At 41.7% G+C, this 26,899-nt stretch carries 28 protein-coding genes; 7 read left to right on the top strand and 21 right to left on the bottom strand.

Features of this window, described 5'->3' with window-relative positions:
- Positions 1-253: 253 nt before the first annotated feature.
- The gene (locus VCHENC03_RS0125570) at positions 254-496 is read left to right on the top strand and encodes a hypothetical protein (RefSeq protein WP_157621080.1); all 243 of its coding nucleotides are present in this window, start codon (positions 254-256) and stop codon (positions 494-496) included.
- 12 nt (positions 497-508) lie between these two features.
- Complete coding sequence (locus VCHENC03_RS17345) at positions 509-1,981, top strand: ATP-binding protein (RefSeq protein WP_009705402.1); 1,473 nt, start codon at positions 509-511, stop codon at positions 1,979-1,981.
- 36 nt (positions 1,982-2,017) lie between these two features.
- Here VCHENC03_RS17345 and VCHENC03_RS0125565 read toward each other — a convergent pair whose 3' ends face one another.
- Positions 2,018-2,383, bottom strand: a complete 366-nt coding sequence (locus VCHENC03_RS0125565) for a phage protein (protein WP_032802402.1) — start codon at positions 2,381-2,383, stop codon at positions 2,018-2,020.
- A gap of 214 nt (positions 2,384-2,597) precedes the next feature.
- Here VCHENC03_RS0125565 and VCHENC03_RS17350 point away from each other — a divergent pair, with 214 nt between their 5' ends.
- Entirely contained in the window at positions 2,598-3,026 is a 429-nt protein-coding gene (locus VCHENC03_RS17350) for a phage protein (protein ID WP_032802415.1), read from the top strand.
- Here VCHENC03_RS17350 and VCHENC03_RS0125560 read toward each other — a convergent pair.
- From VCHENC03_RS0125560 to VCHENC03_RS17400, 14 genes are all read right to left on the bottom strand, one after another.
- Complete coding sequence (locus tag VCHENC03_RS0125560) at positions 3,023-3,388, bottom strand: hypothetical protein (RefSeq protein ID WP_032802400.1); 366 nt, start codon at positions 3,386-3,388, stop codon at positions 3,023-3,025. The genes VCHENC03_RS17350 and VCHENC03_RS0125560 overlap by 4 nt on opposite strands.
- 149 nt (positions 3,389-3,537) lie before the next feature.
- Positions 3,538-3,831, bottom strand: coding sequence for a hypothetical protein (locus tag VCHENC03_RS0125555; RefSeq protein WP_032802399.1), 294 nt, complete (start codon positions 3,829-3,831; stop codon positions 3,538-3,540).
- A gap of 5 nt (positions 3,832-3,836) precedes the next feature.
- Complete coding sequence (locus VCHENC03_RS0125550; RefSeq protein ID WP_050554372.1) at positions 3,837-5,336, bottom strand: KAP family P-loop NTPase fold protein; 1,500 nt, start codon at positions 5,334-5,336, stop codon at positions 3,837-3,839.
- Between the two features lie 1,098 nt (positions 5,337-6,434).
- The gene (locus VCHENC03_RS26755; RefSeq protein ID WP_005427041.1) at positions 6,435-6,590 is read right to left on the bottom strand and encodes a YoaH family protein; all 156 of its coding nucleotides are present in this window, start codon (positions 6,588-6,590) and stop codon (positions 6,435-6,437) included.
- A gap of 42 nt (positions 6,591-6,632) precedes the next feature.
- Positions 6,633-7,754 carry a conjugal transfer protein TraF gene (locus tag VCHENC03_RS17355; RefSeq protein WP_032802398.1) on the bottom strand — a complete coding sequence of 374 codons (1,122 nt, stop codon included), beginning with the start codon at positions 7,752-7,754 and terminating at the stop codon, positions 6,633-6,635.
- 59 nt (positions 7,755-7,813) lie between these two features.
- Positions 7,814-8,695: a DUF2861 family protein gene (locus VCHENC03_RS17360; RefSeq protein WP_005435171.1), complete on the bottom strand. Its 882-nt coding sequence runs from the start codon at positions 8,693-8,695 to the stop codon at positions 7,814-7,816.
- A gap of 8 nt (positions 8,696-8,703) precedes the next feature.
- The gene (gene vxrB, locus VCHENC03_RS17365; protein WP_005435172.1) at positions 8,704-9,366 is read right to left on the bottom strand and encodes a response regulator transcription factor VxrB; all 663 of its coding nucleotides are present in this window, start codon (positions 9,364-9,366) and stop codon (positions 8,704-8,706) included.
- A complete protein-coding gene (vxrA, locus tag VCHENC03_RS17370) occupies positions 9,341-10,762 on the bottom strand; it encodes a sensor histidine kinase VxrA (RefSeq protein WP_332307001.1) in 1,422 nt (473 codons plus the stop codon). The genes vxrB and vxrA overlap by 26 nt, the downstream gene beginning before the upstream one ends.
- 188 nt (positions 10,763-10,950) lie before the next feature.
- Entirely contained in the window at positions 10,951-12,345 is a 1,395-nt protein-coding gene (pntB, locus tag VCHENC03_RS17375) for a Re/Si-specific NAD(P)(+) transhydrogenase subunit beta (protein ID WP_005435174.1), read from the bottom strand.
- A gap of 12 nt (positions 12,346-12,357) precedes the next feature.
- A complete protein-coding gene (locus tag VCHENC03_RS17380; RefSeq protein ID WP_009705395.1) occupies positions 12,358-13,914 on the bottom strand; it encodes a Re/Si-specific NAD(P)(+) transhydrogenase subunit alpha in 1,557 nt (518 codons plus the stop codon).
- A gap of 491 nt (positions 13,915-14,405) precedes the next feature.
- Positions 14,406-15,125, bottom strand: a complete 720-nt coding sequence (locus tag VCHENC03_RS17385) for a hypothetical protein (protein ID WP_009705394.1) — start codon at positions 15,123-15,125, stop codon at positions 14,406-14,408.
- A gap of 226 nt (positions 15,126-15,351) precedes the next feature.
- Complete coding sequence (locus VCHENC03_RS17390; protein WP_009705393.1) at positions 15,352-16,116, bottom strand: hypothetical protein; 765 nt, start codon at positions 16,114-16,116, stop codon at positions 15,352-15,354.
- Between the two features lie 464 nt (positions 16,117-16,580).
- Positions 16,581-16,862: an HlyU family transcriptional regulator gene (locus VCHENC03_RS17395; protein WP_009705392.1), complete on the bottom strand. Its 282-nt coding sequence runs from the start codon at positions 16,860-16,862 to the stop codon at positions 16,581-16,583.
- Positions 16,863-16,924: 62 nt separating this feature from the next.
- Positions 16,925-17,293, bottom strand: coding sequence for a late competence development ComFB family protein (locus tag VCHENC03_RS17400; RefSeq protein WP_009705391.1), 369 nt, complete (start codon positions 17,291-17,293; stop codon positions 16,925-16,927).
- Between the two features lie 255 nt (positions 17,294-17,548).
- Between VCHENC03_RS17400 and VCHENC03_RS17405 the strand changes: the two genes are divergently transcribed.
- Entirely contained in the window at positions 17,549-18,793 is a 1,245-nt protein-coding gene (locus VCHENC03_RS17405; RefSeq protein WP_009705390.1) for a GGDEF domain-containing protein, read from the top strand.
- Between the two features lie 12 nt (positions 18,794-18,805).
- Here the strand turns inward: VCHENC03_RS17405 and VCHENC03_RS17410 are convergent, their stop codons facing one another.
- Positions 18,806-19,777: a Solitary outer membrane autotransporter beta-barrel domain gene (locus VCHENC03_RS17410; protein ID WP_032802395.1), complete on the bottom strand. Its 972-nt coding sequence runs from the start codon at positions 19,775-19,777 to the stop codon at positions 18,806-18,808.
- Between the two features lie 14 nt (positions 19,778-19,791).
- Positions 19,792-20,751, bottom strand: coding sequence for a diguanylate cyclase (locus VCHENC03_RS17415; protein WP_009705388.1), 960 nt, complete (start codon positions 20,749-20,751; stop codon positions 19,792-19,794).
- A 245-nt stretch (positions 20,752-20,996) separates the two neighbouring features.
- On the opposite strand from VCHENC03_RS17415, the gene VCHENC03_RS17420 reads away from it, so the two are divergent.
- A complete protein-coding gene (locus VCHENC03_RS17420; RefSeq protein ID WP_005435194.1) occupies positions 20,997-21,434 on the top strand; it encodes a DUF3069 domain-containing protein in 438 nt (145 codons plus the stop codon).
- Positions 21,435-21,501: 67 nt separating this feature from the next.
- Here VCHENC03_RS17420 and modC read toward each other — a convergent pair whose 3' ends face one another.
- From modC to VCHENC03_RS17440, 4 genes are all read right to left on the bottom strand, one after another.
- Complete coding sequence (gene modC, locus VCHENC03_RS17425; protein WP_009705387.1) at positions 21,502-22,608, bottom strand: molybdenum ABC transporter ATP-binding protein ModC; 1,107 nt, start codon at positions 22,606-22,608, stop codon at positions 21,502-21,504.
- Positions 22,605-23,294, bottom strand: a complete 690-nt coding sequence (gene modB, locus VCHENC03_RS17430; protein WP_009705386.1) for a molybdate ABC transporter permease subunit — start codon at positions 23,292-23,294, stop codon at positions 22,605-22,607. Before modB ends, modC begins: the two co-directional genes overlap by 4 nt.
- Before the next feature lie 12 nt (positions 23,295-23,306).
- Positions 23,307-24,059 carry a molybdate ABC transporter substrate-binding protein gene (modA, locus tag VCHENC03_RS17435; protein ID WP_009705385.1) on the bottom strand — a complete coding sequence of 251 codons (753 nt, stop codon included), beginning with the start codon at positions 24,057-24,059 and terminating at the stop codon, positions 23,307-23,309.
- Positions 24,060-24,149: 90 nt separating this feature from the next.
- Entirely contained in the window at positions 24,150-25,601 is a 1,452-nt protein-coding gene (locus VCHENC03_RS17440; protein ID WP_032802394.1) for a cobyric acid synthase, read from the bottom strand.
- 164 nt (positions 25,602-25,765) lie between these two features.
- On the opposite strand from VCHENC03_RS17440, the gene VCHENC03_RS17445 reads away from it, so the two are divergent.
- On the top strand, positions 25,766-26,137 hold the full coding sequence (locus tag VCHENC03_RS17445; RefSeq protein WP_005427087.1) for a YgiW/YdeI family stress tolerance OB fold protein: 372 nt from the start codon (positions 25,766-25,768) through the stop codon (positions 26,135-26,137).
- 173 nt (positions 26,138-26,310) lie between these two features.
- The gene (locus VCHENC03_RS17450; protein WP_009705383.1) at positions 26,311-26,841 is read left to right on the top strand and encodes a hypothetical protein; all 531 of its coding nucleotides are present in this window, start codon (positions 26,311-26,313) and stop codon (positions 26,839-26,841) included.
- The last annotated feature ends 58 nt before the right edge of the window (positions 26,842-26,899 follow it).

Below are 26,899 nucleotides of genomic sequence, written 5' to 3'. Positions count from 1 at the left end.
CGCGGAGCAAGTGAGGACGGGCTAGGACGATTACGCGACGTGCGGCGGGAGGTCAAAACCCCCGTATCTGTATTACGGGGGTAAATTCCACTACAACACGCGATCAAGTGTTTATGTTACTAAGACAAAGGAACCAAGAACATGCAACTATTTCCATTTGTTGAGACCAAAGACTATAAGAGTTGTTAATCTGGATTTCTTTCGGCACTATATTTTGATTGGTGAGAAGGCAAAGCACAAAGAATGGTGGAAAATGCAACCTAAAACAATGGATGATATCCCTAAAATGACCTTAAGCCAGTTAGAAGACTATCTAATAAGTGCCAGTCATGATAGCCAAGGGCGAAGGTTAGCAATGGAAGAGTATAACCGGAAAAAACTTGATCTTATTTCCAAACCTCATTGGTCTGTAATACCGTCATTTTTACTTCTAGTTATATCAGTGTTTATTTCATTATTAGCTTTATTTTTATCAATTAAACAACAATTGGCATAGGTTATTGTAACAGTGAAAAACATAAATATATTATCGCTATCGCAAGCGGCGAATGATCTCTCTCCTGATGCATTTTCTTTATATAAGAAGCATTACGGCATAGATATTAAAAATAATGAGGTGTCTGACTTACAGTCATTGGTAAGCAGAATGTACCAAATAACGCCATTCGTTAACCTTTTCAATGAGTTTTATGTTGGTTATAAGATACAACACATTAGTAAAGAATTCGATCTATTAAGATTCGGGGAAAACTATATAATTAACATTGAGTTAAAGAATTCCAGTTCTGAAGATAAAATATCTAAACAATTATATAGAAACAGATATTATCTTAACCACATAAACAAAAATGTACATAATTTCACTTATGTTGTGTCTACTAATACATTGTATAGGCTTGATAATATCAATGGTCTTCAAAAAGTGGGAATTGACCTTCTGATTCAGTTACTCGGCAACCAAAAACTACTTCCTACACACAATCCAGATGATTTATTTAACCCATCAGATTATCTAGTTTCACCTTTTAACTCGACAGATAAGTTTGTTCATGGTCATTACTTCCTGACTAATCAACAAGAAGAATTTAAGAAAAATATCACCAATAAACTAGTTAGTAGTAATGCAACCGAGTTCTTCGCTATTACTGGTGGTGCGGGCACAGGTAAAACGCTGTTAACTTATGACATCGCAAGATCTATGATGCCAACCCATCGATGCTTAATTGTTCATTGTGGTAACCTAAATCAAGGTCATTATCGACTCAACGAATTGGGTTGGAATATCATTCCTATTAAAAATTTAGGCTATCAAAACCTAAATAACTTTGATTTAGTTGTCTTAGACGAAGCCCAAAGAATCAAAAGTTACCAACTTAATAATTTAATACCTAACGCATTAAACGCGAATGCTAACGTCATTTTTTCATACGATCAAAAACAAACACTTTCCTCTAGTGAAGCGTTTGCAAATATAGAGGGAAAAATTGATAACATTGCTAACGTACTAAAGTGCAAACTGTCTGACAAAATCAGGACTAATAAAGAGATAGCTAACTTTATTAAGTTAATATTTAATTCAAAAAGAAGTGATGTTTCTTTTTCGGATTGCGGAAACGTTGATTTCGAATACTTTACAAACAGTAATGATGTAAAAAACTATACTAGATTGATTAGTAGTGAAGGTTGGGAGGTTCTTAAACTAACAGCATCACTTAAAAACCCAGAATACCATCAGACTTATTCAGATAATGCTAACAGTTGTTCCCATGAAGTAATAGGTCAAGAGTTTGATAACGTAGCTGTAATAATGGATCAATACTTTTCATACGACGATGAAGGTAAACTAACTTATAATTCTAAAACTTATTACGACTCAGTTAGAATGTTGTTTCAAAATATCACTAGGACTAGAAAGAAACTTAAGATAATAATCATTCAAAACGGAATTATCTTAAATAGATGTATGGAGATTTTGGGATAAACATTAATTGTTAGGGCTACTTGAGTAGCCCTAATGTCAAATCATATTCTTAAGTATTCTTGCATACTTAAGTATTTGATGTGCAATTTCGCTTTCCGTCGAAGCGCCTAGTTCTAATAATGCAACTCCAATCAAAACTTGCTGAGCTGTGACTAGTTGGCCAGTTGGAAGCTCTAAGCGATCATGCCTCATGATGAAGTTTTCCCAATCATCACAGATGCTCAGCTCCCTACCCTTGTTCATGCGCATCAGTCTTCTGCACTCCGGTGGAATGGTTTTCCCCTTATCCCATTCTTTGACAGTTCTCACAGTTTTTAAACAAAGTTCAGCAGCTTGTTCGACGGATAAACCACATTCAAACTCACGAAAAATATAGTTTTTTGTCATTTCGTGATACTTCATTGAATTGTCCCTCAAAAGAGAGACATTCTATAAATAATCGATATGCAACTGCATTAAACATAAGTGCCCATAATGCGAACTTAAGGTGTTAGAGCAATTTAGTAATGTCCGGCTTGAGCCACTTCAAAATGTCCTCCTAAGATTAACAACATTCTTTGCTTTTAAGACTTTAGCCGTTGCTGATTACCTTCATTGTATTAACTCCAGCATTGTCATCTTTCACGAATCATTCCGCACACTCTTTTGGCGTGAGTTTAAATCTATCAAGCAAGGCGCTGAATATTTTCAGTTGTCCAAACCGACGATTACCCGTTGGCTTGATGGCACGGTTCCAATCAATCCCATGGCAGAAAAACTCATGTTGATTAAGTCGCTTGGCTATTTGCCTAACGATTTACGTTGGTCTGGCTTTCGTGTTTGTGAGAAACGAGCCATCATCATCACGCGGTCTGATCGTGAGTTCAGCCCAAAAGAATTGGAAAGTTTTGTGTTCTGGCGTGACGAGCATCGTCAGCTTGTTGAAAAGTTTGGACATATAGACCAGCCTAAGGTCTATCCTGCTAAAGAAAACGTTTTACCGTTTCGTGGCGGCCATCGAATGAAAGCCGCCGATTGGATACCCACTAAAAGCCGTAAATATTAGGCTCTTATTTCGCTTAAATAAGACGAGGAAAGGAGCTTAGTTTGCGTGTTTTTTGTGATTTCTAGCGTGGACATACCTATTATGCCTATCTTCCAGAAAATTTCTTGTAACTTTTGTTCTGATGTGTCAATAGTGTCAAGTAAAATATCCAATTCATAAACAGACGCTTTCATCTCTGTTATCGCTTTAATTTCGTTAATTGTTAGGAAGTCTTGATAAGCACAAATTTTATCAATAATTCTTAATAATTTTTCTTTGCTTTTTTTGAATTCATCCATAATTATGCTGTAGCAATTGAAATCTTTATCTTTTTTGATTGCTTCGTTTATGAGAAGAAATGCCAACATGTCCAATGAATTCATGTGATTGTATTTTTTAAAGAAACCTTCTCGTTCTGTTTGTATTTCTAAGCTTTTTATTAAATTGCTTGAAACAACAATGAGTTCTATATGCTCTATTCTTAAAGCAGACGTTACCCTGTGATGCCTCGCTTTCCTAGGAATATAAGAATCTAAGAACCAAACAAAAAACCTGTTATATATCCAGTTGAAATTGTGAAATATATATCGCTACCATTATCACTCTTAGAAAATAAACTGTTAATGAATTCGATGTTCATTAACGGTTCTGCGTTGGATTCTTTTATTGCAACAAATAATGAAGCAATGAAAAAAATAAATATTATACTATCACCACCTTCACTCATTTTTTTTGTTGCTTTATGCTTTATAGCGGATTTAATGAAATGAAAATGCAGCGAGATAGATAGTTTTTGTTTTTCTTCTGAGCTTTTTTTAATTTTCATTTTTACTATTCGATAGCATCAGTTAGACCAATAAGTTTCTGATAATCTTCCCATAATAAGAAGCTGTTTGGTGCATTACGGTAATTTTGAATTAGACGTTCGCACTCAATCAAATCTTCACGCCGCCAATCACGAGTTTGAAGGTCTTGAGACTCAACAGTAAGCATTTCCGTTTGATAGGAACAACTGCCCCAACCCCCATCTAAATTATATCTTTTACTTGAATTTGCTAGAGTCACCATTTTAAAGTGAATCGTAATGAAATTTGAAACAGACATCCCATTCGAAATATATCCATTACAATGGATACCATGGGAACTCATCTTATTGGTTCTTTCTTTGAATATATTAACGTTTTTCTCATGCTCATATATGCCGTATGCAAGAACGCAAAAATTGATGAATTTTGCATTCTTAACATTAAATTTTGATATATAACCTATGCAAGCTGTTAATTTTTGAATGAACCTCTCAATATCTCTTAGCTCAAATTTATCATTGTTGAGCATTTCAGATAATAACTTTATCTTTCGCTCATTATCGTTAGAGTATGGCGTTAGTGTCATATTAGGGCACATGCCATCAAAGTCTATTCCTTTTTTTAATAAATAGTTGTATAAGGATGGTTTTTTTAATGCTATTTTTTGATTGAAAAACCTCCGAAGGTATCTCTCTGAATCGAAACCTTGTCCATAAATACATTTAATGGATTCTTGTAAAGACTCTGTATCAGATGCTATTAGAAAATTGCAACCATCCACGTCAAAGAAATGTTTTATTACTTCAAGGGTCTTTATTGCGTAATCTGGTCGGCATCTATCTAGTTCATCAACTAGAATGATTATAGGTGAATTGCATCCATAGATGTCACATAATATATGAGATATCGAAGTTATTTGTATTCTTATTTCTTTCATTCCTTCAACTAAGTCTATTTGATTTCCAAGCATTGAAGAAATAATGGATTTGTTATAATTTTCCAGACTCATTGAGCTACTATTTTGTTGCGTCGTTAAATCAAGCAAAGTCTGAGAGAAATCAAATTCTTCATTTAAAGTTGCGTCTCCAGTAACTGCTTTGTAACCAAGAGATGATAACTTAAATATATACGCTACCTTTGAAATGCTACCCATTAATTTATTTAGTGCTTCATTTATGTCGACGAGCTCTTTTTTAGGGCGACTATTTGCCAAAAGGTACCCTAACTGGTTTAAAAACTCTGCGCAGATAACACTCAACGGGTCGTTGATAAAATCACTTTCCCAAGCATTAATGTATATAACCGGATGTTGCTTTTTGGCGATGGATACATATAGCCTTTTTAACAGTTCAGTTTTTCCAGTACCCCACGCACCATTGAGGTTGATCACGTGGCCATTTGTTTCTGAAGTCAAAATTGAAACCAAGAAGTTACCATACTTTTCTCTGCCAGTAAGGCATGTGTCCCAGTTAAAATCTTCCTTCCATTCGCTAAACTTCGAAGCTCTAAGTACGTCTGTCATCATTTATACCACTAAGATAGTTACCTTTCTGATTATATGGGTATTTTCCACTCGCTCATATACGTGCGCCTATGATATTTGGTTAATAAATGAAAAAGCCGAACCCCATCGCTAAGGTTCGGCTTTTCTGTAGGCTTCTTGATTTTGGCGGACGTTGATGAAAACGAATTGGAAGCCTGTCGAGGTCAAGCGACCTGCCAAATGTATTGGTTCACTGCCCGCTGTGTAAATCGTCATTAGTGTGGGTCTGAACTTGCTCGAAAGGTTTAAGCGTTTTGCAGCTCCTCATTACACAATGATTAGACACACCATACATAACTCAACCCTACTTACTCTCTTCTATTTTCTTTCGACAACTTACCACTAAGCTTTTGCGTTGAAGCAAAATCAGGTCGTGAAACCAAACCTCCCTTCGCAGATCACTATTAGTGGTGCAAGCGTGTTGCACTCCATTTCTTTTTTACGTCCTACGTTACGACGTAACACGTAAGTAAAACAGGTTCCCAAATTCGCTCTGCCTCGCTGTGTTGCCCAATGATCATTTTCTAAAAAATAACAGCACTAACTGTAATCCATCCAATCCGATTTCTTTCTATTCACACATTTAGATTTGCTGTTTTAGGTGAGTACTGTTGGATTAATGGATGTTAGTCCGCAAGCACTTACTGTCTTCAAAGTTCCCTTTATATCGTACTTATCTAAGTTAGCATCAAAGTGACGGTGTCTCTTTTAGATTTTTGCAGAATATTCCACTGCCCACTCACTCGCTCAAATTGGCCTTTGTAATTTAATTACAAAACCATGCTTCGCATAATTCTACGTTAGTCTTTTGTTCTTTGTTAACTCGCTGTATTTTATGGTTTTTATTGGCGTCATCCTCTATGGGCGGTGTTTTCCTCTGCATTTTAAAAGTGACAGTTAATTGAAGTTAGTAAAATTTTACTAACTGATTATGGTAGAGGTTCCTACTGTACTTCTGGTTTATTGGTGTGACGTGGTAACGTAATGTTTTGTTTGAAGAAACGTGATGAGTTGTCTGTTTTGGTTATGTATTCGACGGGCGTAAAAAAGCAGGGTCTGTGCCCTGCTCTTCGTAATTTCTTAGTCTTGTTTCTTTGCTGCGTATTCTGCTCGAATTTGCTCTGCAACGATCTTAATCGCTTCTGCGGTACTGGTACCCTTTTGCATTAGCTCTTGAATACGTTCTACAGCTTGTTGCTGTTCTTGATGGGACAGAGGTGGTAAATCGTCAAACATAAAAAAGCTCCTCAATGTGAGGAGCTGACTATAACGATTCGCTTAGTAGGTCGCAAGGAAATTAATTGAAGCGCCCATTGCATTTTCATTGGTGTATTGAGCGGCAATATCCATCTCTATTAAGTTGAGTGGTGATAATCCAATACCCGCAGTAATCGTGCCCTCGTCGTCTGAACGAGCTAGGTTTTTCATGTAACCACCACGAAGTGCTAGCTGGCGTAGTACATCGATTTCAAAACCCGCACGTAGCATTTGTGTGTTGTCATCAAAGGTAGAGAACTTCTTCTCTTCATTTAGGTCGTAATCAACACTAAAGCTGAAGTAATCCGCTACGTAACCTGCACCAACGGTGTATACAGGTCGCATGCTGTATTCATAGGATTGGATTGTGTCACCGTTGTATGTGAATGACTTGGTTTTCACATCTCGGCCAATCAAGTTCTTCGCAGAAATACCTAATCGATACGGACCGAAGAACCAAAGCGCACCAGCATCCAAGTTGAACATGGTTTCTGCGGTTTCATTTTCACGTAGATCTTTAGTGTCGAATGCAGCAAAGCTTGTCGCGTATGAATAAGTGTAGATACGCTGCAGTTTAGGCGTAATGCCAAATGACAGGTGTTGATTCATGAAGTTGGTGTACTTCGCGAGTGAAATCCCCGCTTCTGCTACACCAATCGATACTCCGCGCACGTAACTGTCATTCAATGGATCGCCGCTTGCTGTGTCTACCGTCGGCTCAACAAAAGATTCGGTGTAAAGTTTGCCGTAAGCCGTTGCCGATAAGAAGCGATTAGGGATACCAACTGCAACAACACCACCTAAATCGAAGTCCATCTTCTGCCCATCAATGGCGTTCAATGAATTGACGATATCTGTAGGGTCATTAAGTTTACCAATGCGCTCAATCTCATCGATTAAGCCATCTTGGTCGTTATAGTTGATACCAAAGCTTGGTACGATCATACCCGCATCATCATTACGTCGGTAAATCGCGGTAAGAGCTGGGTTAAAAAATGGTGCTGTTAGGTAAGAGGCGGATACGGTGCCAACGCCACCCATTGCATCACTGCGTGCTTCAATTGCGTAAGTAGCAGCTGAAGCCGCGCCAGAGAATAGCGCAGCAGTCATTGTAGTGGCTAAAATTTTGTATTGTGTCTTCATACTACACTTGTGTTTTTGTTCTTCCTGAACTTATATCGGCACAAGTGTAATTTCTTTAACTATTCTTCGAGAGAAACATCATAAGTTCGACTAATAGTTTGAGCTTGCTCCACAATAATGTCCCCTTGCCAACGGCGACTGTTAATGCTCACGGCTAACACATAGCGGTCGTTAGGGATGCCCTCAAGCTCGAGTGCATTTGGATAGTTTGACTCGTAGGTCTTTTTCCACACCTGATCGTATTGCCCTTCAACATAATCGTATAAGCCGACTTCGAGTTGTGGCAATGGACAGTGCGGATTTCGTAATGCGCTCTTTTCGACCTTCCAATTCTCTTTAGATGTCCAACGAACGTATTGCGTCGAGTTCGAATCCCCCAAGATTACCCAAGTGCGGTAGGTGCGGTTATCTTTCGTCGTGATTGAAAGATGATACAACCCTGCGTCTAACTTACCGGTTAAGTTATAGCGCTTGAGGAAGTTTCGTTCATTCGCGAGTTCTGCGCCCTCTTGTGGCTCTTCATAGTTAAATGAGGCATCCGCAGAGATTGAGCTATCAACCCAACGACGAAACGAAATGTCTTCAATATCGGTGGTTGCACGTAACTTCACCACTAAGCGGTAAGTGTCACGGCCGGGACTTTGAATAGTCTGACGAATAACGTTAATACCGCTGATCCAATCAGGCAGTGTGACACCAGTTAGAGATTTACCACAGTCTTTAGATAATGATTGAGCGAGCAAGTCATTAAGATGCGGTCTTAGCTCTTTATTGGGTTCACTTTGCCAGAGTTCGACCAGGGAATTGAACATGCCACCAAGGTCATCTTCTAGGAGATGTTGGTGCGCTTGTGTGAGAGGTGTGTTTGTTTGAAACCAGTCCGTTGCATGGACTGGTTTCACTAACAGTAATGATAGAACTACAGGAAGTAGTGTTTTCATTCTTGCTCTTACGCTTTCATCTTGTAGCCAACGCCACGAAGCGTTTCGATTTCAAGACCAGGTAGTTTTTGGCGAAGCTGAAGTACGTGAGTATCAACAGTACGCGTTGTTGGGAAGTGGTTGTAACCCCATACGTGGTCAAGCAATTCGTCACGTGTAAATACACGGCCTAGGTTTGATGCTAGGAACAACAACAAGTCGAACTCTGTACGAGTCAGTGTGATCATTTCACCTTTAAATACGACTTCGCGTGTTGCACGGTCGATCTCTAGGTCTTTTGTCATCACTTTATCAGCGTTACCTTGTTCTGCTGAATCTGGTGCACGTAGTTGTGCACGAATGCGTGCAAATAGCTCCGCTTCAGCAAAAGGTTTAGTCAAGTAGTCGTTTGCGCCAGAGTCTAGGCCCGCTACTTTATCTTTAACAGTAACCAATGCTGTTAGCAGGATTACTGGGATATCTTTAATTTTTTTCCATTCAGGAAGAGATTGTACAGAATCGCCGTCTGGTAGTTGGCGATCCAGAATGACTAAGTCAGCCTTTTTCCATTGTGGCTCAACGTCTGAAATACGCTCCACATGTAAACACTCATATCCTGCTTGTTCCAGGCTTACTAACAGGCCGTCAGCCAAGTTTTTATCGTCCTCAACGAGAAGCAGTGTCTGTTTCACAAGGTATCTCCAATATAAAGGTTGTAGGTGGTCCCATTAGGGACATTTTTCCGCCCATGCGGCCTACCATTGATTCAACTATTGTTAGTCCAAGTCCTAAGCCGCTCTTACTCACGAACGGTTTTCTTAGGTTTGCCCAATCTTTCGCAGTTAAACTGCCGGCATCGATGACTTGGATAATGATTTTATCTGCACTGGTTTTTACACATAGTTCAACCGGTGCTTCACCATACTTCAATGCGTTACGTAGCAAGTTATCGATACAGGTCCCGAGCCAATACACGTTAACTTTAGCAGCTACATCTTCATTTATTTTGAAAAGTACAGCGTTATCAAATTCTTCTTCAATCTTATATTCTAGCCATTCTGCAACGGATGGAACCCAGTCTGTTGCAAGCATTTGGTTATCAGATTGCAAATAATCCTTACTTGCCTCTGCTAATTGGCGTAATCGACGCGTATCTTCACACAATCGGCGAAATTCGTCATAAACACTTTCGGGCAGATGTTCAAATTCTCGACGGAAACCCTCAACTGTTAAAGACAGTGACGCGATCGGCGTTCTCAGTTCGTGCGTTAGAATTTGCAGTACCAACATTCGGCTGCGCATTTCTTCACGTTTACTGTTCCAACGATACACCGCCCAACCAATCACCAACAAAATATTGGCAATCACGAGGATGATCATACTGATCCGCAACACTTGCGAGTGATCTTCGACATCCCAACAAATGTTGCCGCGTTTTACGAAGCAGCTTCGGCTTTCTGATGCTAAACCGTAAGACAGACCAGCGTTTGCTACGTTCTCCTGCCAAACGTTTTTAGCGAATACAAAGTAATGGTCGCCACGGCGTAACCACAACTCTTTTCCTTCAATAAACATACTCGCGCCAGCGATGAGAGCGTTGATCGCGTCATCATCCATATTCTGTAGGCTTTCGAGTAGCTCGTCCCCTTCGTCGTTATTTCGCTCTTTGATATGCATGTACTGAGCAAGCTTAGGACGTAGCTCAGGATACTTCTCTGCATAACGTGCTGCGTAGGTACCACCACCCGGGTGGATTAAACCGCTACGCGAGAACCAACGTGGTGTAAGTTGCGTCCCCTTACATATGGCACGTGTAAAGACTAAAGGTTCAGTAATTAAAGGACTTAATGGTAATTTTCCGCGACACGTGTTCGCTAAACGGTACAATTGCTGAATGTCTTTCAGCGGATAATCTGCCGTTTGAGGCAACATCGAATCCGGCGACAGTAACTTGGTCGGATAGTTAGACTGCAGTATGCGTATATCATACGATTTAAGAGCCACTTCGTAATTAAATAGCTCTGTAAACGTATCTATTCGTTCTGGTAATGAATCTGCAAATGCGGGTGCCGAAAAAATTGGCAGCATTAAGGCAGAACGTAGCAAAAACTGTTTAATCAAACTGTTACCGTTACTAATTATATTAGCCAGAACTATACATCAATAAACAAGCAAATGACATTAGACGGCTTAAGGATTTGCAGTACTATAACATTGAAAGCGCACAAAAAAAGGCCAGCGAATGCTGGCCTTGATTAGTTTTAAAGCAAATTATATTAAAGTGCTTTGAAAATTGCCTCGACGCTTTCTTTCGCATCGCCGAACAGCATTGAGGTGTTTTCTTTAAAGAACAGTGGGTTCTGAACACCTGCGTAACCCGTATTCATTGAACGCTTGAATACGACTACGTTTTGCGCGTTCCAAACTTCTAGTACAGGCATGCCTGCAATTGGGCTGTTTGGATCTTCAAGAGCTGCTGGGTTAACCGTGTCGTTTGCACCGATTACAAGAACGGTATCTGTTTCTGGGAAGTCATCGTTAATTTCGTCCATTTCTAGCACGATATCGTAAGGCACTTTTGCTTCCGCTAGCAGTACGTTCATGTGACCAGGTAGACGACCTGCTACTGGGTGAATACCGAAGCGAACTTCAATACCTTGCGCGCGTAGCTTCTCAGTAATCTCATGCACTGGGTATTGCGCTTGAGCTACTGCCATGCCGTATCCCGGAGTGATGATCACTGATTTTGAGTTCTTCAGCATTTCTGCTACTTCTTCTGCTGAAGTTTCGCGATGCTCGCCCTGCTCTTCATCACTTGAAATCACAACTTCTTGACCGAAGCCGCCAGCGATAACGCTGATGAACGAGCGGTTCATTGCTTTACACATGATGTAAGAAAGGATCGCACCAGAAGAACCTACCAATGCACCTGTCACGATCAATAGGTCGTTTGCAAGCATGAAACCTGCAGCCGCTGCTGCCCAACCTGAGTATGAGTTCAGCATTGAAACTACAACTGGCATATCTGCACCACCGATAGACGCTACCAAGTGGTAACCGAATGCAAAAGCAATCAGCGTCATTACGATCAGTGCGAACATGCTGCCGTCCGCTTTTACGAAGTAAATCATAAGAAGCGTAGAAACGACGATCGCCGCAAGGTTCATTTTGTGCTTGTGAGGCAAGTTAAGTGGCGAAGAAGAGATCGTGCCACGTAGCTTACCGAAAGCAACGACTGAACCAGTGAAGGTTACCGCACCGATGAACACACCAAGGAAAACTTCCACTAGGTGAATTACGTGTTCAGCGTGCATACCTGCTAGGTCTGTTGAAACAGGTGCTGGTGGCTCTAGGTAACTGTTGTAACCTACCAATACCGCTGCCATACCTACAAAGCTGTGTAGGATCGCAACCAGTTCTGGCATTTGAGTCATTTCTACTTTCTTCGCGTAGTGGATACCGATGCTCCCACCGATGACCATCGCGATGATGACCCAAACAAAACCTTCCGCATTCGGGCTAAAGATTGTCGCAATAAGCGCAATCGCCATACCCGCAATACCGTAGTAGTTACCGTTTCTTGCCGATTCTTGTTTAGAAAGTCCCGCGAGACTTAAGATGAAAAATAGCGCAGCAATGATGTATGCCGCTTGTACTAATCCTGCAGACATTGGTCACTCCTATTATTTATCTTTGCGGAACATTTCGAGCATACGTTTGGTTACGGTAAAGCCACCAAAGATGTTAATGCTCGCAATGAGTACAGCAATGAATGATAGGAAGGTAACGACACCATTACCCTGACCAATTTGCAGCAGTGCACCTACTACGATGATGCCTGAAATCGCGTTGGTTACAGACATAAGCGGTGTGTGCAGTGCATGTGTTACGTTCCAAACTACGTAGTAACCTACTACACACGCCAGTACGAATACGGTGAAATGAGATAGGAATGCAGCCGGAGCAACAGAGGCAACCCAAGCAAAGGCACCTAAACCAACAGCTAGAGCACCGAATTTCTTTACAGGTGACGTTGGTTCTTCAACTTTAGGTTGAGGTTTAACTGGTTCTTGCGGTTTGGCTTGTGGCTGTGCTGAAACCTGAATCGGTGGCGCAGGCCATGTAATTTCGCCTTCTTTTACTACTGTTACGCCACGAAGCACAACGTCTTCGAAGTCGATATTGATGTTGCCGTCTTTCTCTTTGCAAAGCAGTTTTAGAAGGTTTACAAGGTTGGTTGCGTAAAGCTGAGAAGATTGCGTTGGCAGACGACCTACCATGTCAGTGTAACCAACTATTTTCACGCCGTTAGCCGTGGTAATCACTTGATCTTTTACTGTGTATTCGCAGTTACCACCGTTTGCAGCTGCAAGGTCAACGATCACGCTGCCCGCTTTCATGCTATCAACCATTTCTTTGGTGATAAGTGTTGGCGCTGGTCTGCCAGGAATCAGTGCAGTTGTGATGATGATATCAACATCTTTCGCTTGCTCAGCGTAAAGCTCAGCCGCTTTCTTGTTGAATTCATCCGACATTTCTTTTGCGTAGCCGTCACCTGAACCAGAGTCTTCTTTGAAGTCTACCGTTAAGAACTCTGCGCCCATCGATTCAACTTGCTCTTTAACTTCAGGACGAACGTCAAAAGAACGAACAATAGCACCAAGACTACCTGCAGCACCGATAGCAGCAAGACCTGCTACACCTGCACCTGCAACTAATACTTTTGCAGGCGGTACTTTACCAGCAGCGGTGATTTGACCTGTGAAGAATCGACCGAATTCATGAGCAGCTTCAACCACTGCGCGGTAACCGGCAATGTTCGCCATAGAAGAGAGTGCGTCTAATGCTTGAGCACGAGAAATACGAGGAACCGCATCCATTGCGAGAACGTTGATGTTCTTGCTAGAGAGTTGTTCCATTAACTCTGCATTTTGAGCAGGCCAGATGAAGCTCACTAATGTTGCGCCATCTTGCAGTAATGCGATTTCGTCGATGCCTTTTTCTTCATCTACGAGTGGCGCATTGACTTTGAGAATTAAGCCTGATGTCCATACTTCTTCACTAGATACAATTTTCGCCCCTGCTGCTTCATAAGCGGCATCATCGAAACTGGCTAGCACCCCCGCTTGTGATTCGATTGCGACATCGAACCCCAACTTAATTAACTGCTCAACCGACTTTGGTGATGCAGCTACTCGCGATTCACCCGCGAGTATTTCTCTAGGTACACCGATTTGCAAAACGCATACTCCTTGTATACATATCAATAAATTAGTCCCAAAACAGAGCGTCGCTCTACTCTAATTCTTTTTTATTTCTATCTGTTTACTACGCAAGATAAATACAAACGAATGATGGTGTTTGGGGTCACCCATTTGCACAGTCACTTCTTGACTAACAGTCCTGTTATTATTCTGTTTTTATCTAACGTCAATCGTGACTTCAAGTGTTTTGTAATAAAAATACTAAATTTCATTACATATAACGCCACGTAATGAATGATTCTCCACTTCACGCTGAAAAATAACAACGATTTGCATCACTAAGCAGAGGTCTAACCAGACGTCCGCTAACTGCTTGTTTTACAGATATTTAAGCCTAAAAAAGAAAGAGAGCCATCAGCATATACACTAATGGCTCTCTTTAAGATGATTCGAATCAAGTTGCAGTGATTTCTTAATCGAAGTTAAATCAAACGATATTCAGTCCTGTTGTTTCTACTCGTCAACGATCAACGATATGACAGGTATTCAAACTGCGTACCTTCACTCCCTTTAGGAAACAGTACTTTCCAACCTAGGTCACTCTCAACGATTAAATTGCCTTTGTTCTCATCGACAACTTCGTATAGGTGCCCTTTATTGATTACTATCTGTTTAGAGATCTCATGTTCAACATCTACTAACGCGTTAATCATTTTAGGAGGGACGGATTCAATCTCGGCAACTTCTTGTAGAACATCCGGTAGCGCAAAGTTGGTGATATCTATTGTCTCTAACAACCTATAGGCAATTACCATGCTCATAGCGGTTTCATCAGCTGTGTTTGCACAATCTCCGTTTTTAATTAAATGTTCTCTTATCCTTAGTTTTAGATCGTTGTTATCCATGCAAGATAAATCATTGATTTTAGACTGAAGGTTGTCCCACTCTAGTTTGAACGCTGCTGCTTTTTCTGCTTTAGCCTGTTTCGCTAAAACGATGAGCTCATCATAGAGTGCATCAAGCGCTTGCTCCATTGACGCCCAGCCAGATACTGAAATTGCGCGTGAAAACATATTGTCGAGCTTTTGTATTTTGTTCCCTGAACCAAGGCCAATATTGTGCAGCGTCGAGTGTATGTTCAACACTTGACCTTTTACTTCTCGCAGCAAGAGTTTGCGTTGCTGAACTTCTATTTTTAACGGGCGAAGCGTATTAATGGCTCCTTGAAGAGTTTTAAGCTTAGTCATGGCTTAATCCTGTTACTATCGTTTGATGATGTTTTTTTGTTTATGTTTTGGCTTTGTCAGTCCAACCATCGATAGGTTCAGTAAATTAGGTTTAGACTAGACTTTAGGGGTAGATAGTCCCTCAAAAAATTGGAGGAATATCATGTTTAAAAAAGCCCCACTGGTTAGTGAGGCAAAGTAGAGAGATAAAGTTAAACCAAAATAGCTCTATGCATAAATAAGTTCATTAAAACGGAACAACTAGGCCTACAGTGGTCAAACCGTTACTAAAGTCACCATCGACGGCATACTTAACATATGGTTGAAGACTCTCAGAACCTGTATATGTTATTTGTGCAGTATGAGACTGCGCATCTTCTGCCCCATAAAAATCTTCAAGTTGCTGATAGTAATCATAATCGTACGATAGAGATAAGCTGTTGAGCGCATATTCAACACCAATGTTGTAGGCCAACATTTGTGATTGTTTGTAAACGGTGTCTACGGCGGTTCGTTGGATACCGATATCAGGTACTGTATGCTCACCCGCTGGGAGTTGACCGCCATTGTAAAAGTCCTTGTGAGGGTTTGGAGTAATTGGTGGTGGTACTGCCCCGTGACTGCCAATATCATCACCGTGTACAAGAGCGTAATCGGCTTGATCGTTATTCAGACCATTCCTGTATTGAACGCTACCACTTAGAGTTAATCGATCGGTTAATTTATAATCTTGTGAAACTTCTAGGCGTGCTTCTTCAAATCCGTCGGCACTAACGTAAGCTGCATAAATACCAGTACCTGTATTAAATGTATAACCTGCCCCAATAGCTCCGAAATTACTTTCAGCGACCTCTACATCAACGTAAATTTGGTCAGTTAAATTGAGTGAGGAATAGATGCCAGCATTATTATTATCGTCGATATAAGCCTCTACTGAGCCCTCTAACTTTTCTGCTAAAACTGGGGTTGAAATTACTGTTAGCAACGCAACAGAAGTAATGTTTTTTCTCATTTGATCATCTCCGGCAACACGTAAATGCCACCTTCCTTTTAGTGCACATTTTCTTTTGAACTACCGATTTGACTGGTCATATCGGGCAGTGGGATTACACACAAACAGAGATTTCACAAAGTCAGTAACAAGTAACTTTAATGTCATTACAAAGTGATAAACTTTGAAACAATTTGACTCAATAATAGGGCTAGTGTTAAGCATTATCGACACGAAAAATACATAAATAATATTTCTATTTTGGTGCGCTTTTTCATTGAAATTAATAAGCAACTCTATTTTTTAAAAGTGGTGAGTAAAATGAAAAATCAGCGCATAAATTACTTATATTTACGCTTCTCCTGTCTAGCGTTGCACTTAACAATAAATGTTTATTTGCAATATGTTGAATATTTAATTGGGAATAAAAAAAGCCACTAACAAAAGTTAATGGCTTTATGATGATTGAAAATAAGGTCGAAGAACTAATCGAAGATCTTGTCACCCATTTGGTCGATAAACATCTGCGATTTTTTTAGCATCAGTTCGTTGGCGTCTTGCTCCGAACCTAGCAAATCTGAGCGGATAAAACGGTGTGATTTCACTTCTCCGTCGAAATCTTTTTCGATACGCCCTGCGATACGATACTGCCCACCTTCTGATAGGCTTTCTTGGTAAATTAAGTAGCCTTTGTATTCTACTGGTTCAACGGTTTTTACTTCGGCAGCTTTGTCACTGCCACCAAACAAGCGCGAAAAGAATCCCACGGTTCCTCCTTGGGTATGCCCACTCTCTTATAGGAAGTTTTCTATACAGTGGTGAGCATCAATTACTTTATGTTGACGTTGAGGATCGGTTTCTCAAACCAATCCAGTTCTTTGTCTTCATCATAACTGGTATGCGACAAAATTACAGGCACATCATTGTTACGATTTTTGCGTCTGTCTTCCCGAATCATCACTGCTGCGTTCTCAACCGCCACATCGACACTTTGTTTGAATTGAGCCAGTTTACGCTCTGGAAGTGCAGACAAAAAATCGATGTCATGACGAATGTATACCGGCTTTAGTTGAATGAGCGCTAAACATGCAATATCCGCCAATTGTTCATTGTCGAACTGCTCCACGTACTGCTCTGAAGCAAGTACCTGACCAACCAGTGTTTCCATATAATTGTGTACGTCTGAACTGATCTGCATCGATTTTTCTCCTTTGTTCAACACTTTGAAAGTATAGCAGTCGGGACTAACGTGCAACTCGTTGATTGCTCTTAATTTAATCAACCTCTCTCTTTTTGTAAGCGTTCGCTGTAAAACACTTGGAAAATTCCCAAATACACGTATTCTTGTTAGTTTTGAAAGTTACAGAATTTATACTGTTTGCACACGGTATTAATTGAATGCTTAACGTAACTCACTAGATATATTCAACTATTTTCAGGTAATTTGCAGTAGATGGTTTCATCTTTAATGACCTCCCCAGGCTTTCGATTCCTATTCCCAATCTTGTTGTTGGGCGTAGTCAGTTTGGGTATGGATAACATCATTCAGATGACGCAATCTAACTGGGGAATTGCTGCGAATTTGCCGTACATTTTGCTCGGTTGTGCGTTGTTGATGTGTTATTCGTTCAAGCAAGGTCGAGAGTCCATGGTTTGTATCGCCATGCTCTTTGCCTACTTTGTGATTCAGCATCGCCTTCAAGTTCCTCTCCAAACGGGAACTGCACTGTTAGAGCTCACCATACTAGCGAGCTTGTTGCCCGTTTCATTTCTCGCGGTGTTCATCTTTAATAAAGAAGGTTTTGATTCAAGAGCGACGTTGACTTACGTCTTCATGCTAATCATGTTCGTATTTTGGTCCTACGTGACTTTGACGTATTACGTCGAAGGTGGATTTGATGAATGGACTAACGGTATCTTGTTTATCGTGCCAACTCTCTCTAAGTTACCACTCGTCTTGGTGTTGTATTGCATTGGCATCGTGTGTTTCCTGGGTATCTTGGTCTTAAAGAAAAACAAGATCATTCATGCCATGACCTACTCTGCGATGGTGCTAGCATCAGCAACGTTTATCTTTTTTGACGTTCAGTATATTTCGAGCACGATGTTTACGCTGACAGGTCTTTTGATCATCATCTACTCAACTTCGGCTAGCCATCAATTGGCTTTTACCGACAGTTTGACGTTGATTCCAAGCCGCCGAGCGCTGGATCTTGAGCTCAAACACATGGGACGTAAATTTACTATTGCGATGCTAGACGTTGACCACTTTAAAAAGTTCAACGATACCTATGGTCATGACACAGGCGATGACGTGTTAAAGATGGTTGCATCACGTCTAATGAAAACGCAAGGCGGAGCGAAAGTTTACCGCTTTGGTGGCGAGGAGTTCACCATTGTGTTCAAAGGCAAATATACAGAAGACTGCGAAGCTCATTTAGAAGAAGTTCGTGAATTGATTGCGCAGTATGAAATGATTCTTCGTGACCAAGACTCCCGCCCTGACGACAACAAGCAAGGTCGTAAAAAACGCGGTAGTGCAGATTCGAAGAAGAAAACGGTGTCAGTTACGGCAAGCTTCGGTGTTGCAGACAGTCGCAGTGCACGAAACCCTGCAGATGTCATTAAGCTTGCGGATGAAGCTTTGTATAAAGCCAAAAAAGCGGGCAGAAACTGTGTTAAGTACTGCCACGCCTAACGCTTATAAAAACTACTCTTGATTAAAGAACAACACTAAACTGCCGCCTTTTAGCGCACTGCCATAGTTAATGGTCAGTCCAAGACCTACATTATCAATCCAATCAGACTTAAATGGTGGTGTCATCAGCCAGCCTACACTCGCTTCATAATAATGCGAAGTGTTCATCGGTTTGCTCGTGTCCCCACCCACATCGACTCGGTTAAAGCTGGTATAAACGGACTGGACTGTCCGGCCAACCTTGGTAAAGTCATAGAATAACTTTACCCCGTTGACCCAATACCAGCCTTCTGGGTTGCCTACATCTCCATTGTTTCCATCTCCCCAACCCGTTCCATAAAAATAGTGAGGCGACGACCAAACGTACCATTTTCCCCAATTCACGCTTTCTGAGTACTTAAGTTCTGCGTTCAATTCACCAACAAGCGCCCAAGCGTCTGTGTTGAGGAAAACGCCTTCGATGTATGGTTTTAGGTTGTCGAGCGCATCACTTCGGTAGTCATATTCATTGCGGTAGTGCATGAGATGTGCACCAGCCGCAGTACTGAGTGTAAGATGATTGGTCAGTCTACGTTGGCGCTCAACTTCGGTGTATGCACCAAGAATAAGGTCTTTGTTTCTGTCTGGTTTTTTATCGTCATTTACAGTGACGTCTTGATCAACCCCCAAAGCATAAAGTCTTCCTTTTAAATTGTATTGGGTTGAAGATTGGTCGTCGTCGGTAAGAGATAAATGATAAGGAAGTGTAGACAATGCGATCTGCTTTCTCAGATCGACAGAATCTTGAGTACCGATGTCTTCATTGTCTATGTTCAAATATTTATTTGGATCAAAATCGTGAAACCCTAAAGTGAAAACATCACTATCAGATAACACAATCGCGGTCGCAAAGTTACGTTCAAACTCTTTTTGCAAGGTTTTTTGAACAGGATTAGCATGAGCTGCTATTGAAATAAGTGACATTGTCACTAACACATATTTCATCTTATCCTTTTGATTTAGCTTGCATTTACTACCGTGTACGTATTTCTTCCAAGCGATTTGGACGTATATAGCGCCCTATCTGCTGTCGCGTACAATTCGGCGACATTATCCTTACCCGTTGGTTGGAATGCAAACACACCTTGTGACACTGTCACCCTATTCGCAACGCTTGAATATGCATGCGGATAATCTAAGAAAAACATCGCTTCTTGGACACGTTCAGCTTCTTTTTCGGCGGTCTGCGCATCTGTGCTATTGAGCAAAATGACAAACTCTTCCCCTCCATAACGCCCCACATATTCACCAGAACGACAGAAGGTTGCCTTTAACTGATTCGCGATGGCTTGTAGACAGCGATCCCCCTCTATGTGGCCGTAGTTATCGTTAAACGGCTTAAAGAAGTCGACATCAAGAAGAATTAACGCCATCGGCATGTGGTGACGACCGTGCCATGCAATCATGGTTTCGAGCTTCTGATCAATATAACGGCGGTTGTAGAGTTTGGTTAGGCCATCCTCATTTGCTTGCTGTTGCAAACGTGAATTCATCTCTTCGAGTTGTGCAGTGGCTTGCTTTAATTCACGACGCATGTGCGCAATTCGCTGCATGGCCATTAACTTAGAGTTTAGAACGAGCTTATCAACAGGCTTAATCAAATAGTCATCACCGCCCGCCTCGATTGCTTTCGCGATCATTTCTGGCTCTTCATGACTGCTTAAGAAGATGATTGGGATCCAGTCTGGGAAGGTTTCTCTGATATGAAGTGAAACTTCGAAGCCATTCATGTCTGGCATCGCAATATCCAGCAGCACGAGTTCAGGGTCGAAACTCTCATAGGTATTGAGGGCTTCCATCCCGCTGCCAACGGCTTTAACAATGTGACCTTGTTGTTTTAATCGGATTGCCAACTGCATTCGGTCTAGCTGAACGTCATCAACTAAGAGAATGCGCATCGATGTCCCTGTCGGTTGCATAGCGCGTTCCACTCTTTTTATCAGTCTTTATTAAACATATATCATACACACGAGGTTGTTGCATTACGTGACAAATTTAGTGCTATATTTTTTTGTTGAACGGTCACGTAATCAAATAGTTCTTATGGTAGCTATTTGACGCATTTGGTATTAATATTCCCGCCTTTTGTAACTAGAGACACTTTAATCTGGTTACATTACGCACCGCAAATTACGTGCGCTCTTATGTACTAACAGGACTCATGATGTCAGAAGCAACTAACAACGAAAGCAAAAAAATCGATCTAGAAGCTATTTCTCCAGAACTACGTAAAGTTATCGAATTTGATGAAGTTCCAGAGCAAATGTTCGAGATGGTTACCTCTATCCATGAAGTGTCTGAAGAAGCTGTTCGTGCATCTTGGGATGAAATGCCAGGAAGTGCACAAAACATTCTAGACAACTTCGAGCAGTTCCACGCTCTAGTTTCTGTTGGCCAAGCTTTTGCTGGTCTGAATGTAATGGAAGAATTCCCGACTCTTAACCTGCCAGAAAACATGACAGATGAAGATAAAGAAGACTACCGTGCGCAACTGCTAGACAATGTTCTACACAACTGTGTAAAAGACATGGTTAAGCAGCTTAAGAAAGCACGTCGTGACCCTCTTCTTAAGCGTGAATTCAAAGAAGTTTTCGCGAAGTAATTCCGACACTTTCTTTAATAATAAAGGCCGCTCCTGCGGCCTTTTGTGTATCTAAGGTTTAGAAAACTTAATGGTGCGCCAAAGCAATATCGCGTTGCGTGACACTCACACCTTTGACTTGAGCATAAACCTCATCACCGACTTTCAAATTCAGATCATCCAATGCCCACGGTGTTATCGTCGCCCATAAGTGACAATCTTCATCAAGCTTTAATGAGACAGTGATACTTTGCTTATCTTCACCAGTTGAGAGCGCTTCTATTGACGCCACCGTTGCTGGTAATACGTTTCGAATCGATGTTGATATTGGCTTTTCTAGCGCGATAGAAACGTCGTTTGCACGCACTTGCAGTCGGATTGGTGTATCCGGCTCCTCATCCACTTTTTGAACCCACAGACAAGCGCTTGGGGCGAGTTTCACGCACGTTAATGCGTATTTCTCGTGGTGTGTCGCGATCTTGCCTTCAAACAAGCTACTGTGGTCTGAGAATGACTGCCAAGGGCGCATAGCATGAGATGCCCATACCTCTTCTAATTTACCTGACGTCATGATTCTGCCTTTATCGAGAATCGACAGGTGCTGCGCTAAACGCAGGATCTCTTGCAAGCTATGGGTAACGTAGACGATAGGAATATTGACCTGCTCAGACAACTCTTCCAAAAATGGCATGACTTCACGCTTACGTGGCATATCCAATGACGCTAACGGCTCATCCATCAATAGTAGATTTGGCTTTGATAGCAAGGCTCGTGCAATGGCGACACGCTGCTTTTCACCGCCGGATAACGAGATTGGAAAGCGTTTAAGTAGAGGCTTAATCGCGAGCAATTCTGTCACTTTATCAAAGTAATCATCGTCTTTTTCGGCTACCCCGTAGAGCAAGTTACCTTTCACAGAGTAATGCGGGAATAAGCGCGAGTCTTGAAATACATAACCGATTTTACGTTTGTGCGTGGGTAAATTAATACCCGCATTACTATCGAAAAGAACGTGTTCACCAATCGACACTTTACCTTGCTTTGGCGTCACCAACCCGCTGATAACGTTGATTAGTGTGGTCTTTCCGGCACCGGAACGGCCAAATAATGCACTTATTCCGTTACCTGGTAACGACAGGTCGATATCAAAATCAGTTTCACCAAGTGATTGTTTAAATTGAATTTTAATACTCATCGCTTAGCTCCCAAACGTGAAGCTGCTTTGCGATTTAACCACTCTGAAACCATTAACGTCGACAGGGCTAAGACAATGGAAATGATGCACAAGCGTGCGGCTTCCATCTCTGCTCCAGGTGTTTCTATGAAGTTGTACATCGCTAAAGGAATGGTTTGAGTCTCTCCGGGAATGTTTGAGACAAAACTGATCGTTGCACCAAACTCTCCTAAGCTGCGAGCAAAGGACAGCATAGTGCCGGTAATGATACCGGGTATCGTTAAAGGTAGCGTAATCGTTAGGAAGACTTTTAAAGGTGACGCGCCTAACGTTGACGCGGCGTGTTCGAGTTTAGGATCGACATTATCTAAGCTAAGACGAACGGAACGCACCATTAGAGGCAAGGCTACAACGATACAAGCGATAACTGCGCCCTTCCAATTGAAACTGAACACGAGACCAAAGTGTTCAAAAAGCCAATTACCTAAAACGCCTTGGCGACCTAGTGAGATCAGCAGTAGATAGCCGATCACGACTGGCGGTAAAACCAATGGCAAATGAATGAGGCTGTCGAGAATGGATTTGCCGATAAACTCTTTTCGTGAAAGCAACCAAGCAAGAGCGACGCCTAATGGAATAAGCCAAACGACGGCATACGCGCCAACTTTTAAGCTTAACATTAAGGCTTGGTATTCAAGTTCTGTCACTCTGTGCCCTTTTTATTGAAAACCGTACTGCGCAAACACTTGTTTGGCATCGTCAGATTTCAAATATTCGAAGAATTGTTCTGATTGCGTCGAGTCTTTAACGATAGCTGCTGGATAGACGATATCAGCGTGGGTGTTATTGGCAAATTCACCGACCACTTTTACTTTATCTGTTAAAAGCGCATCCGTTTTGTAAACCACTCCAAGTGGTGCTTCACCACGTTCAACTAATGCCAAGGCGAGTCGAACATTTTTCGCTGGCGCTACTTGTCGCTCAAGTTGTTTCCAAACACCAAGGTTAGTAAGAGATTCTCGCGCATACATGCCCGCAGGAACCGAGACTGGATTACCAAGTGCAAGGTGATTGCCCTCTAGAGCTTGGCTCCATGCATTGGCGTCTGAAAAGTTAAATGAAGCGACGGTTGAAGCTTTAGGAGCAATAAGAACCAGACTATTACGAACTAGTTCGGTGACACTGTCACTCTTCACCGCTTTTGATTTTACTAAGTAGTTCATCCACTTAGTGTTTGCAGAGATAAACACATCAGCTGGTGCGCCGTTTAGAATTTGGCGAGCAATGGATGAAGACCCGCCGTATACTGGTGTGACTTTTACGTCGTATTGTTGTTCAAATTTTTGCGCGATGTCGTCAATCGCATTGGTCATTGACGAAGCCGCATAGACTTTTAAATCGGTCGTTGCGTTTGCTGCTGATGAAACGCTCAGTATTGCCGCTAGGCAAGCATGAATCTTCCATGCTTTCATAAAAACACTCCAGTGCTAGACAGGCAGAAAAAGATATTGTGGAACAACGTGCCCACTTTTATTTATGCTTCAAACAGTTAAAAACTGGATTTATTTGAACAGAAAGTCAAGATTCATATGTTGTTCTATCGCATCCGCAATGCGATTAATTCCCTGTTCTTTTAACTCTTCAAAGTCTTGTTGTTTGATTTGAGTGCCGTTTACCCACTCAGACACCAAGCTCAGCACATCTGCCTCATCGAAGAACCCGTGTAGGTAGGTTCCCATAATTTGGCCACATTCACTCAGTGCTCCTTCTGCCTCGCCAGAATTTAACTTTAGAGGTTGTGCGCCCTGTACTTCACTTCTTCCTACATGGATTTCATAACCCTTCACTTTGGCTGTTTTGCCGTTTAGGACTAAATCTGCTTGTGAATGAGTAAGCTGCTTACTGTCGGTTAGAGTTGTCGTGATGTCTAACAAACCAAGACCTTCACTACGACCAGGCTGGCCTTCTACGCCATTTGGGTCATCAATTACGTTGCCAAGCATCTGGTAACCACCACAAATGCCAATGACTTTGCCGCCCAGACGGATGTGGCGTTGAATGTCTTTATCCCAACCTTGGCTACGTAGGTAATCCAAATCGTCTCGAACTGACTTCGTGCCCGGTAGGATCACGAGATCGGCTTTATCGATCTTTTCGCCTTTACCCACATAGCGAAGATTAATGTCTGGGTTTAGGCGCAACACATCAAAATCGGTATGGTTACTAATGCGCGTTAATACTGGTACCACAACATTGAGTTTCACTTGTGAAGACAGCTCTTGTTGTGCCGTAATGGCATCTTCCGCTTCGAGGTTTAATCCGTGAAGATACGGCAGTACACCAAGTACAGGCTTGCCCGTTTTTTCTTCTAGCCAATCAAGACCAGATTCAAGCAAACTGATGTCGCCACGGAAGCGATTAATAACGAAGCCTTTAACGCGAGCTTGTTCAGATTCGGATAGTAACGCCAGCGTTCCATACAGATGGGCAAACACACCACCACGATCGATATCCGCAATAATAATGACCGGAACGTCGGCTTCTTCCGCGAAGCCCATGTTTGCGATGTCATTTTCTCTTAAATTGATTTCTGCAGGACTGCCCGCGCCTTCAATCATCACGGATTCGAATTCATCTGTTAGCTTTGCGAATGAATCCAGCACTGTTCCCATTGCTACTTTCTTGTAATCATGAAAGCCGACAGCGTCCATATTCGACAACGCTTTGCCTTGTAAGATGATCTGAGCGCCGGTATCGCTGTTCGGCTTAATCAACACAGGATTCATGTGAACCGTAGGCTCAACGTTGCAAGCTTGTGCCTGAACCGCTTGAGCACGACCAATCTCTCCGCCATCTTTGGTTACTGCACTGTTTAAAGCCATATTCTGTGGCTTGAATGGGGCAACCTTTATCCCTTTGCGGGCTAATACCCGGCATAAACCTGCCACAAGGACGCTTTTTCCGGCATCTGAAGTTGTGCCTTGAACCATTAATGAAGGGATTGGTGATTTCATGAACGTTTAATAAGAGAAAAAAGAAGGTGAACAATCATAACGTTATCTCAGTATAGGACTCAAGAAAATGAATCGAATATGAATGTTCGAATCAGTAATGGTTCAAATAAGGTTTGTTTTAATAGCACCATCAAAAACGAACACCTATATAGAGAAACCAAATTATGAAAAACACTGTTATCGCTACTATCGCTGCACTTGCTATCGCTCCTACTGTTGCAATGGCTAAAGACCACAACCATGGCCAATCAAGCATTCAATTTAATGGCCCTGTTACCGTTGAGAAAGTCGATGCATTGATTAAAGACTCAAGCATGTTCACTGAGAAAGACGTGGTTGTAGAAGGCAACCTACTTCGTCAAACTCGTGCCGACCAATTTATCTTTAGCGACGGCTCTGGTGAAATCATGGTTGAGCTGGACGACGACATCCGCCTAACGACGCCAATTGACCAAACGACAAAAGTACGTCTGTTTGGCGAGTTTGAAGGCGGCAGCAAGCCAGAGATTGAAGTAGAACACCTTGTTGTTATGTAATTTTGCCTTTTCGCCGCTCAATTGAGCTGCACAACATTGAACTGAAAAATCATACGCACTTTGTCCTAGTGCATTAGGTGACGGGAAACGCCTAAAATGATACTTTGTAAATCTTGGTCTGCATTTTGCAGACCTTTTTTTCGTTCGTATTATTTTCTTGCCCGGAGACACCCATGTTAGGTAAAGCTCTAAAGGTTGCTGCCTTTGGTTTGTGCGCTGTTTTGCCACTATCTGCACATGCAAACAACTTCAACTACAACACGATGGAATTCCGCATGGGTACTAGCCCAGGTACGTTTGGTGGAGAAGTAACAACCTACTTCACAGAAAACACGCACTTTGTAGGCCGTGCCGATAGTGAGTTCAGCGGCGATTGGGACATTGCAGGTGGTATTGGTTTTAATGGTCCTGCTGGTCAGTTCGCGGATATCGTCGGCCAAATGTTGGTCCACAACATTAAAAAAGACAATGGTGATGGCGACGAATGGAAAACCGAAGTTAACATTGGCACACGTATTTGGTTTATGCAGAACGTTGAACTACACGGTCGTATTGGCCAGTTGATCGACAATGATGATTCTAAAACCATCTACAACCTTGGTGCTCGCTTCCATTCAACACAGCAACTGTCGTTGGGTGCAGATTTAAAAGACAATGGCACGTATGGTCAACAGCTTGTTCTTTCTGCGCGCTTTGCTTATTAATACCAATAAGTAACTGATTTAAAATTAAAAAGCCTCTCGATTGAGAGGCTTTTTTGTT

The sequence above is a fragment of the Vibrio sp. HENC-03 genome (assembly GCF_000305755.2).
In the GTDB taxonomy this organism is placed as follows: Bacteria; Pseudomonadota; Gammaproteobacteria; order Enterobacterales; family Vibrionaceae; genus Vibrio; species Vibrio owensii.
The sequence above is the reverse complement of the archived record's forward strand: the minus strand, read 5'-3'. Positions and strand labels throughout refer to the sequence as shown.

What these genes read in the sequence shown, in the direction of transcription:
- pntB (WP_005435174.1), bottom strand. Translation starts at nt 12,345, where the DNA reads ATGTCTGCAGGATTAGTACAAGCGGCATACATCATTGCTGCGCTATTT.
- VCHENC03_RS0125550 (WP_050554372.1), bottom strand. Translation starts at nt 5,336, where the DNA reads ATGATGACAGACGTACTTAGAGCTTCGAAGTTTAGCGAATGGAAGGAA.
- VCHENC03_RS0125565 (WP_032802402.1), bottom strand. Translation starts at nt 2,383, where the DNA reads ATGAAGTATCACGAAATGACAAAAAACTATATTTTTCGTGAGTTTGAA.
- VCHENC03_RS17390 (WP_009705393.1), bottom strand. Translation starts at nt 16,116, where the DNA reads ATGAGAAAAAACATTACTTCTGTTGCGTTGCTAACAGTAATTTCAACC.
- VCHENC03_RS17400 (WP_009705391.1), bottom strand. Translation starts at nt 17,293, where the DNA reads ATGCAGATCAGTTCAGACGTACACAATTATATGGAAACACTGGTTGGT.
- VCHENC03_RS17420 (WP_005435194.1), top strand. Translation starts at nt 20,997, where the DNA reads ATGTCAGAAGCAACTAACAACGAAAGCAAAAAAATCGATCTAGAAGCT.
- modC (WP_009705387.1), bottom strand. Translation starts at nt 22,608, where the DNA reads ATGAGTATTAAAATTCAATTTAAACAATCACTTGGTGAAACTGATTTT.
- VCHENC03_RS17405 (WP_009705390.1), top strand. Translation starts at nt 17,549, where the DNA reads ATGGTTTCATCTTTAATGACCTCCCCAGGCTTTCGATTCCTATTCCCA.
- VCHENC03_RS17440 (WP_032802394.1), bottom strand. Translation starts at nt 25,601, where the DNA reads ATGAAATCACCAATCCCTTCATTAATGGTTCAAGGCACAACTTCAGAT.
- VCHENC03_RS0125555 (WP_032802399.1), bottom strand. Translation starts at nt 3,831, where the DNA reads ATGAAAATTAAAAAAAGCTCAGAAGAAAAACAAAAACTATCTATCTCG.
- VCHENC03_RS0125570 (WP_157621080.1), top strand. Translation starts at nt 254, where the DNA reads ATGCAACCTAAAACAATGGATGATATCCCTAAAATGACCTTAAGCCAG.
- VCHENC03_RS17355 (WP_032802398.1), bottom strand. Translation starts at nt 7,754, where the DNA reads ATGAAGACACAATACAAAATTTTAGCCACTACAATGACTGCTGCGCTA.
- vxrA (WP_332307001.1), bottom strand. Translation starts at nt 10,762, where the DNA reads ATGCTGCCAATTTTTTCGGCACCCGCATTTGCAGATTCATTACCAGAA.
- VCHENC03_RS17385 (WP_009705394.1), bottom strand. Translation starts at nt 15,125, where the DNA reads ATGACTAAGCTTAAAACTCTTCAAGGAGCCATTAATACGCTTCGCCCG.
- VCHENC03_RS0125560 (WP_032802400.1), bottom strand. Translation starts at nt 3,388, where the DNA reads ATGAATTCATTGGACATGTTGGCATTTCTTCTCATAAACGAAGCAATC.
- VCHENC03_RS17450 (WP_009705383.1), top strand. Translation starts at nt 26,311, where the DNA reads ATGTTAGGTAAAGCTCTAAAGGTTGCTGCCTTTGGTTTGTGCGCTGTT.
- VCHENC03_RS17360 (WP_005435171.1), bottom strand. Translation starts at nt 8,695, where the DNA reads ATGAAAACACTACTTCCTGTAGTTCTATCATTACTGTTAGTGAAACCA.
- VCHENC03_RS17445 (WP_005427087.1), top strand. Translation starts at nt 25,766, where the DNA reads ATGAAAAACACTGTTATCGCTACTATCGCTGCACTTGCTATCGCTCCT.
- VCHENC03_RS17415 (WP_009705388.1), bottom strand. Translation starts at nt 20,751, where the DNA reads ATGCAACCGACAGGGACATCGATGCGCATTCTCTTAGTTGATGACGTT.
- VCHENC03_RS26755 (WP_005427041.1), bottom strand. Translation starts at nt 6,590, where the DNA reads ATGTTTGACGATTTACCACCTCTGTCCCATCAAGAACAGCAACAAGCT.
- VCHENC03_RS17410 (WP_032802395.1), bottom strand. Translation starts at nt 19,777, where the DNA reads ATGAAATATGTGTTAGTGACAATGTCACTTATTTCAATAGCAGCTCAT.
- modA (WP_009705385.1), bottom strand. Translation starts at nt 24,059, where the DNA reads ATGAAAGCATGGAAGATTCATGCTTGCCTAGCGGCAATACTGAGCGTT.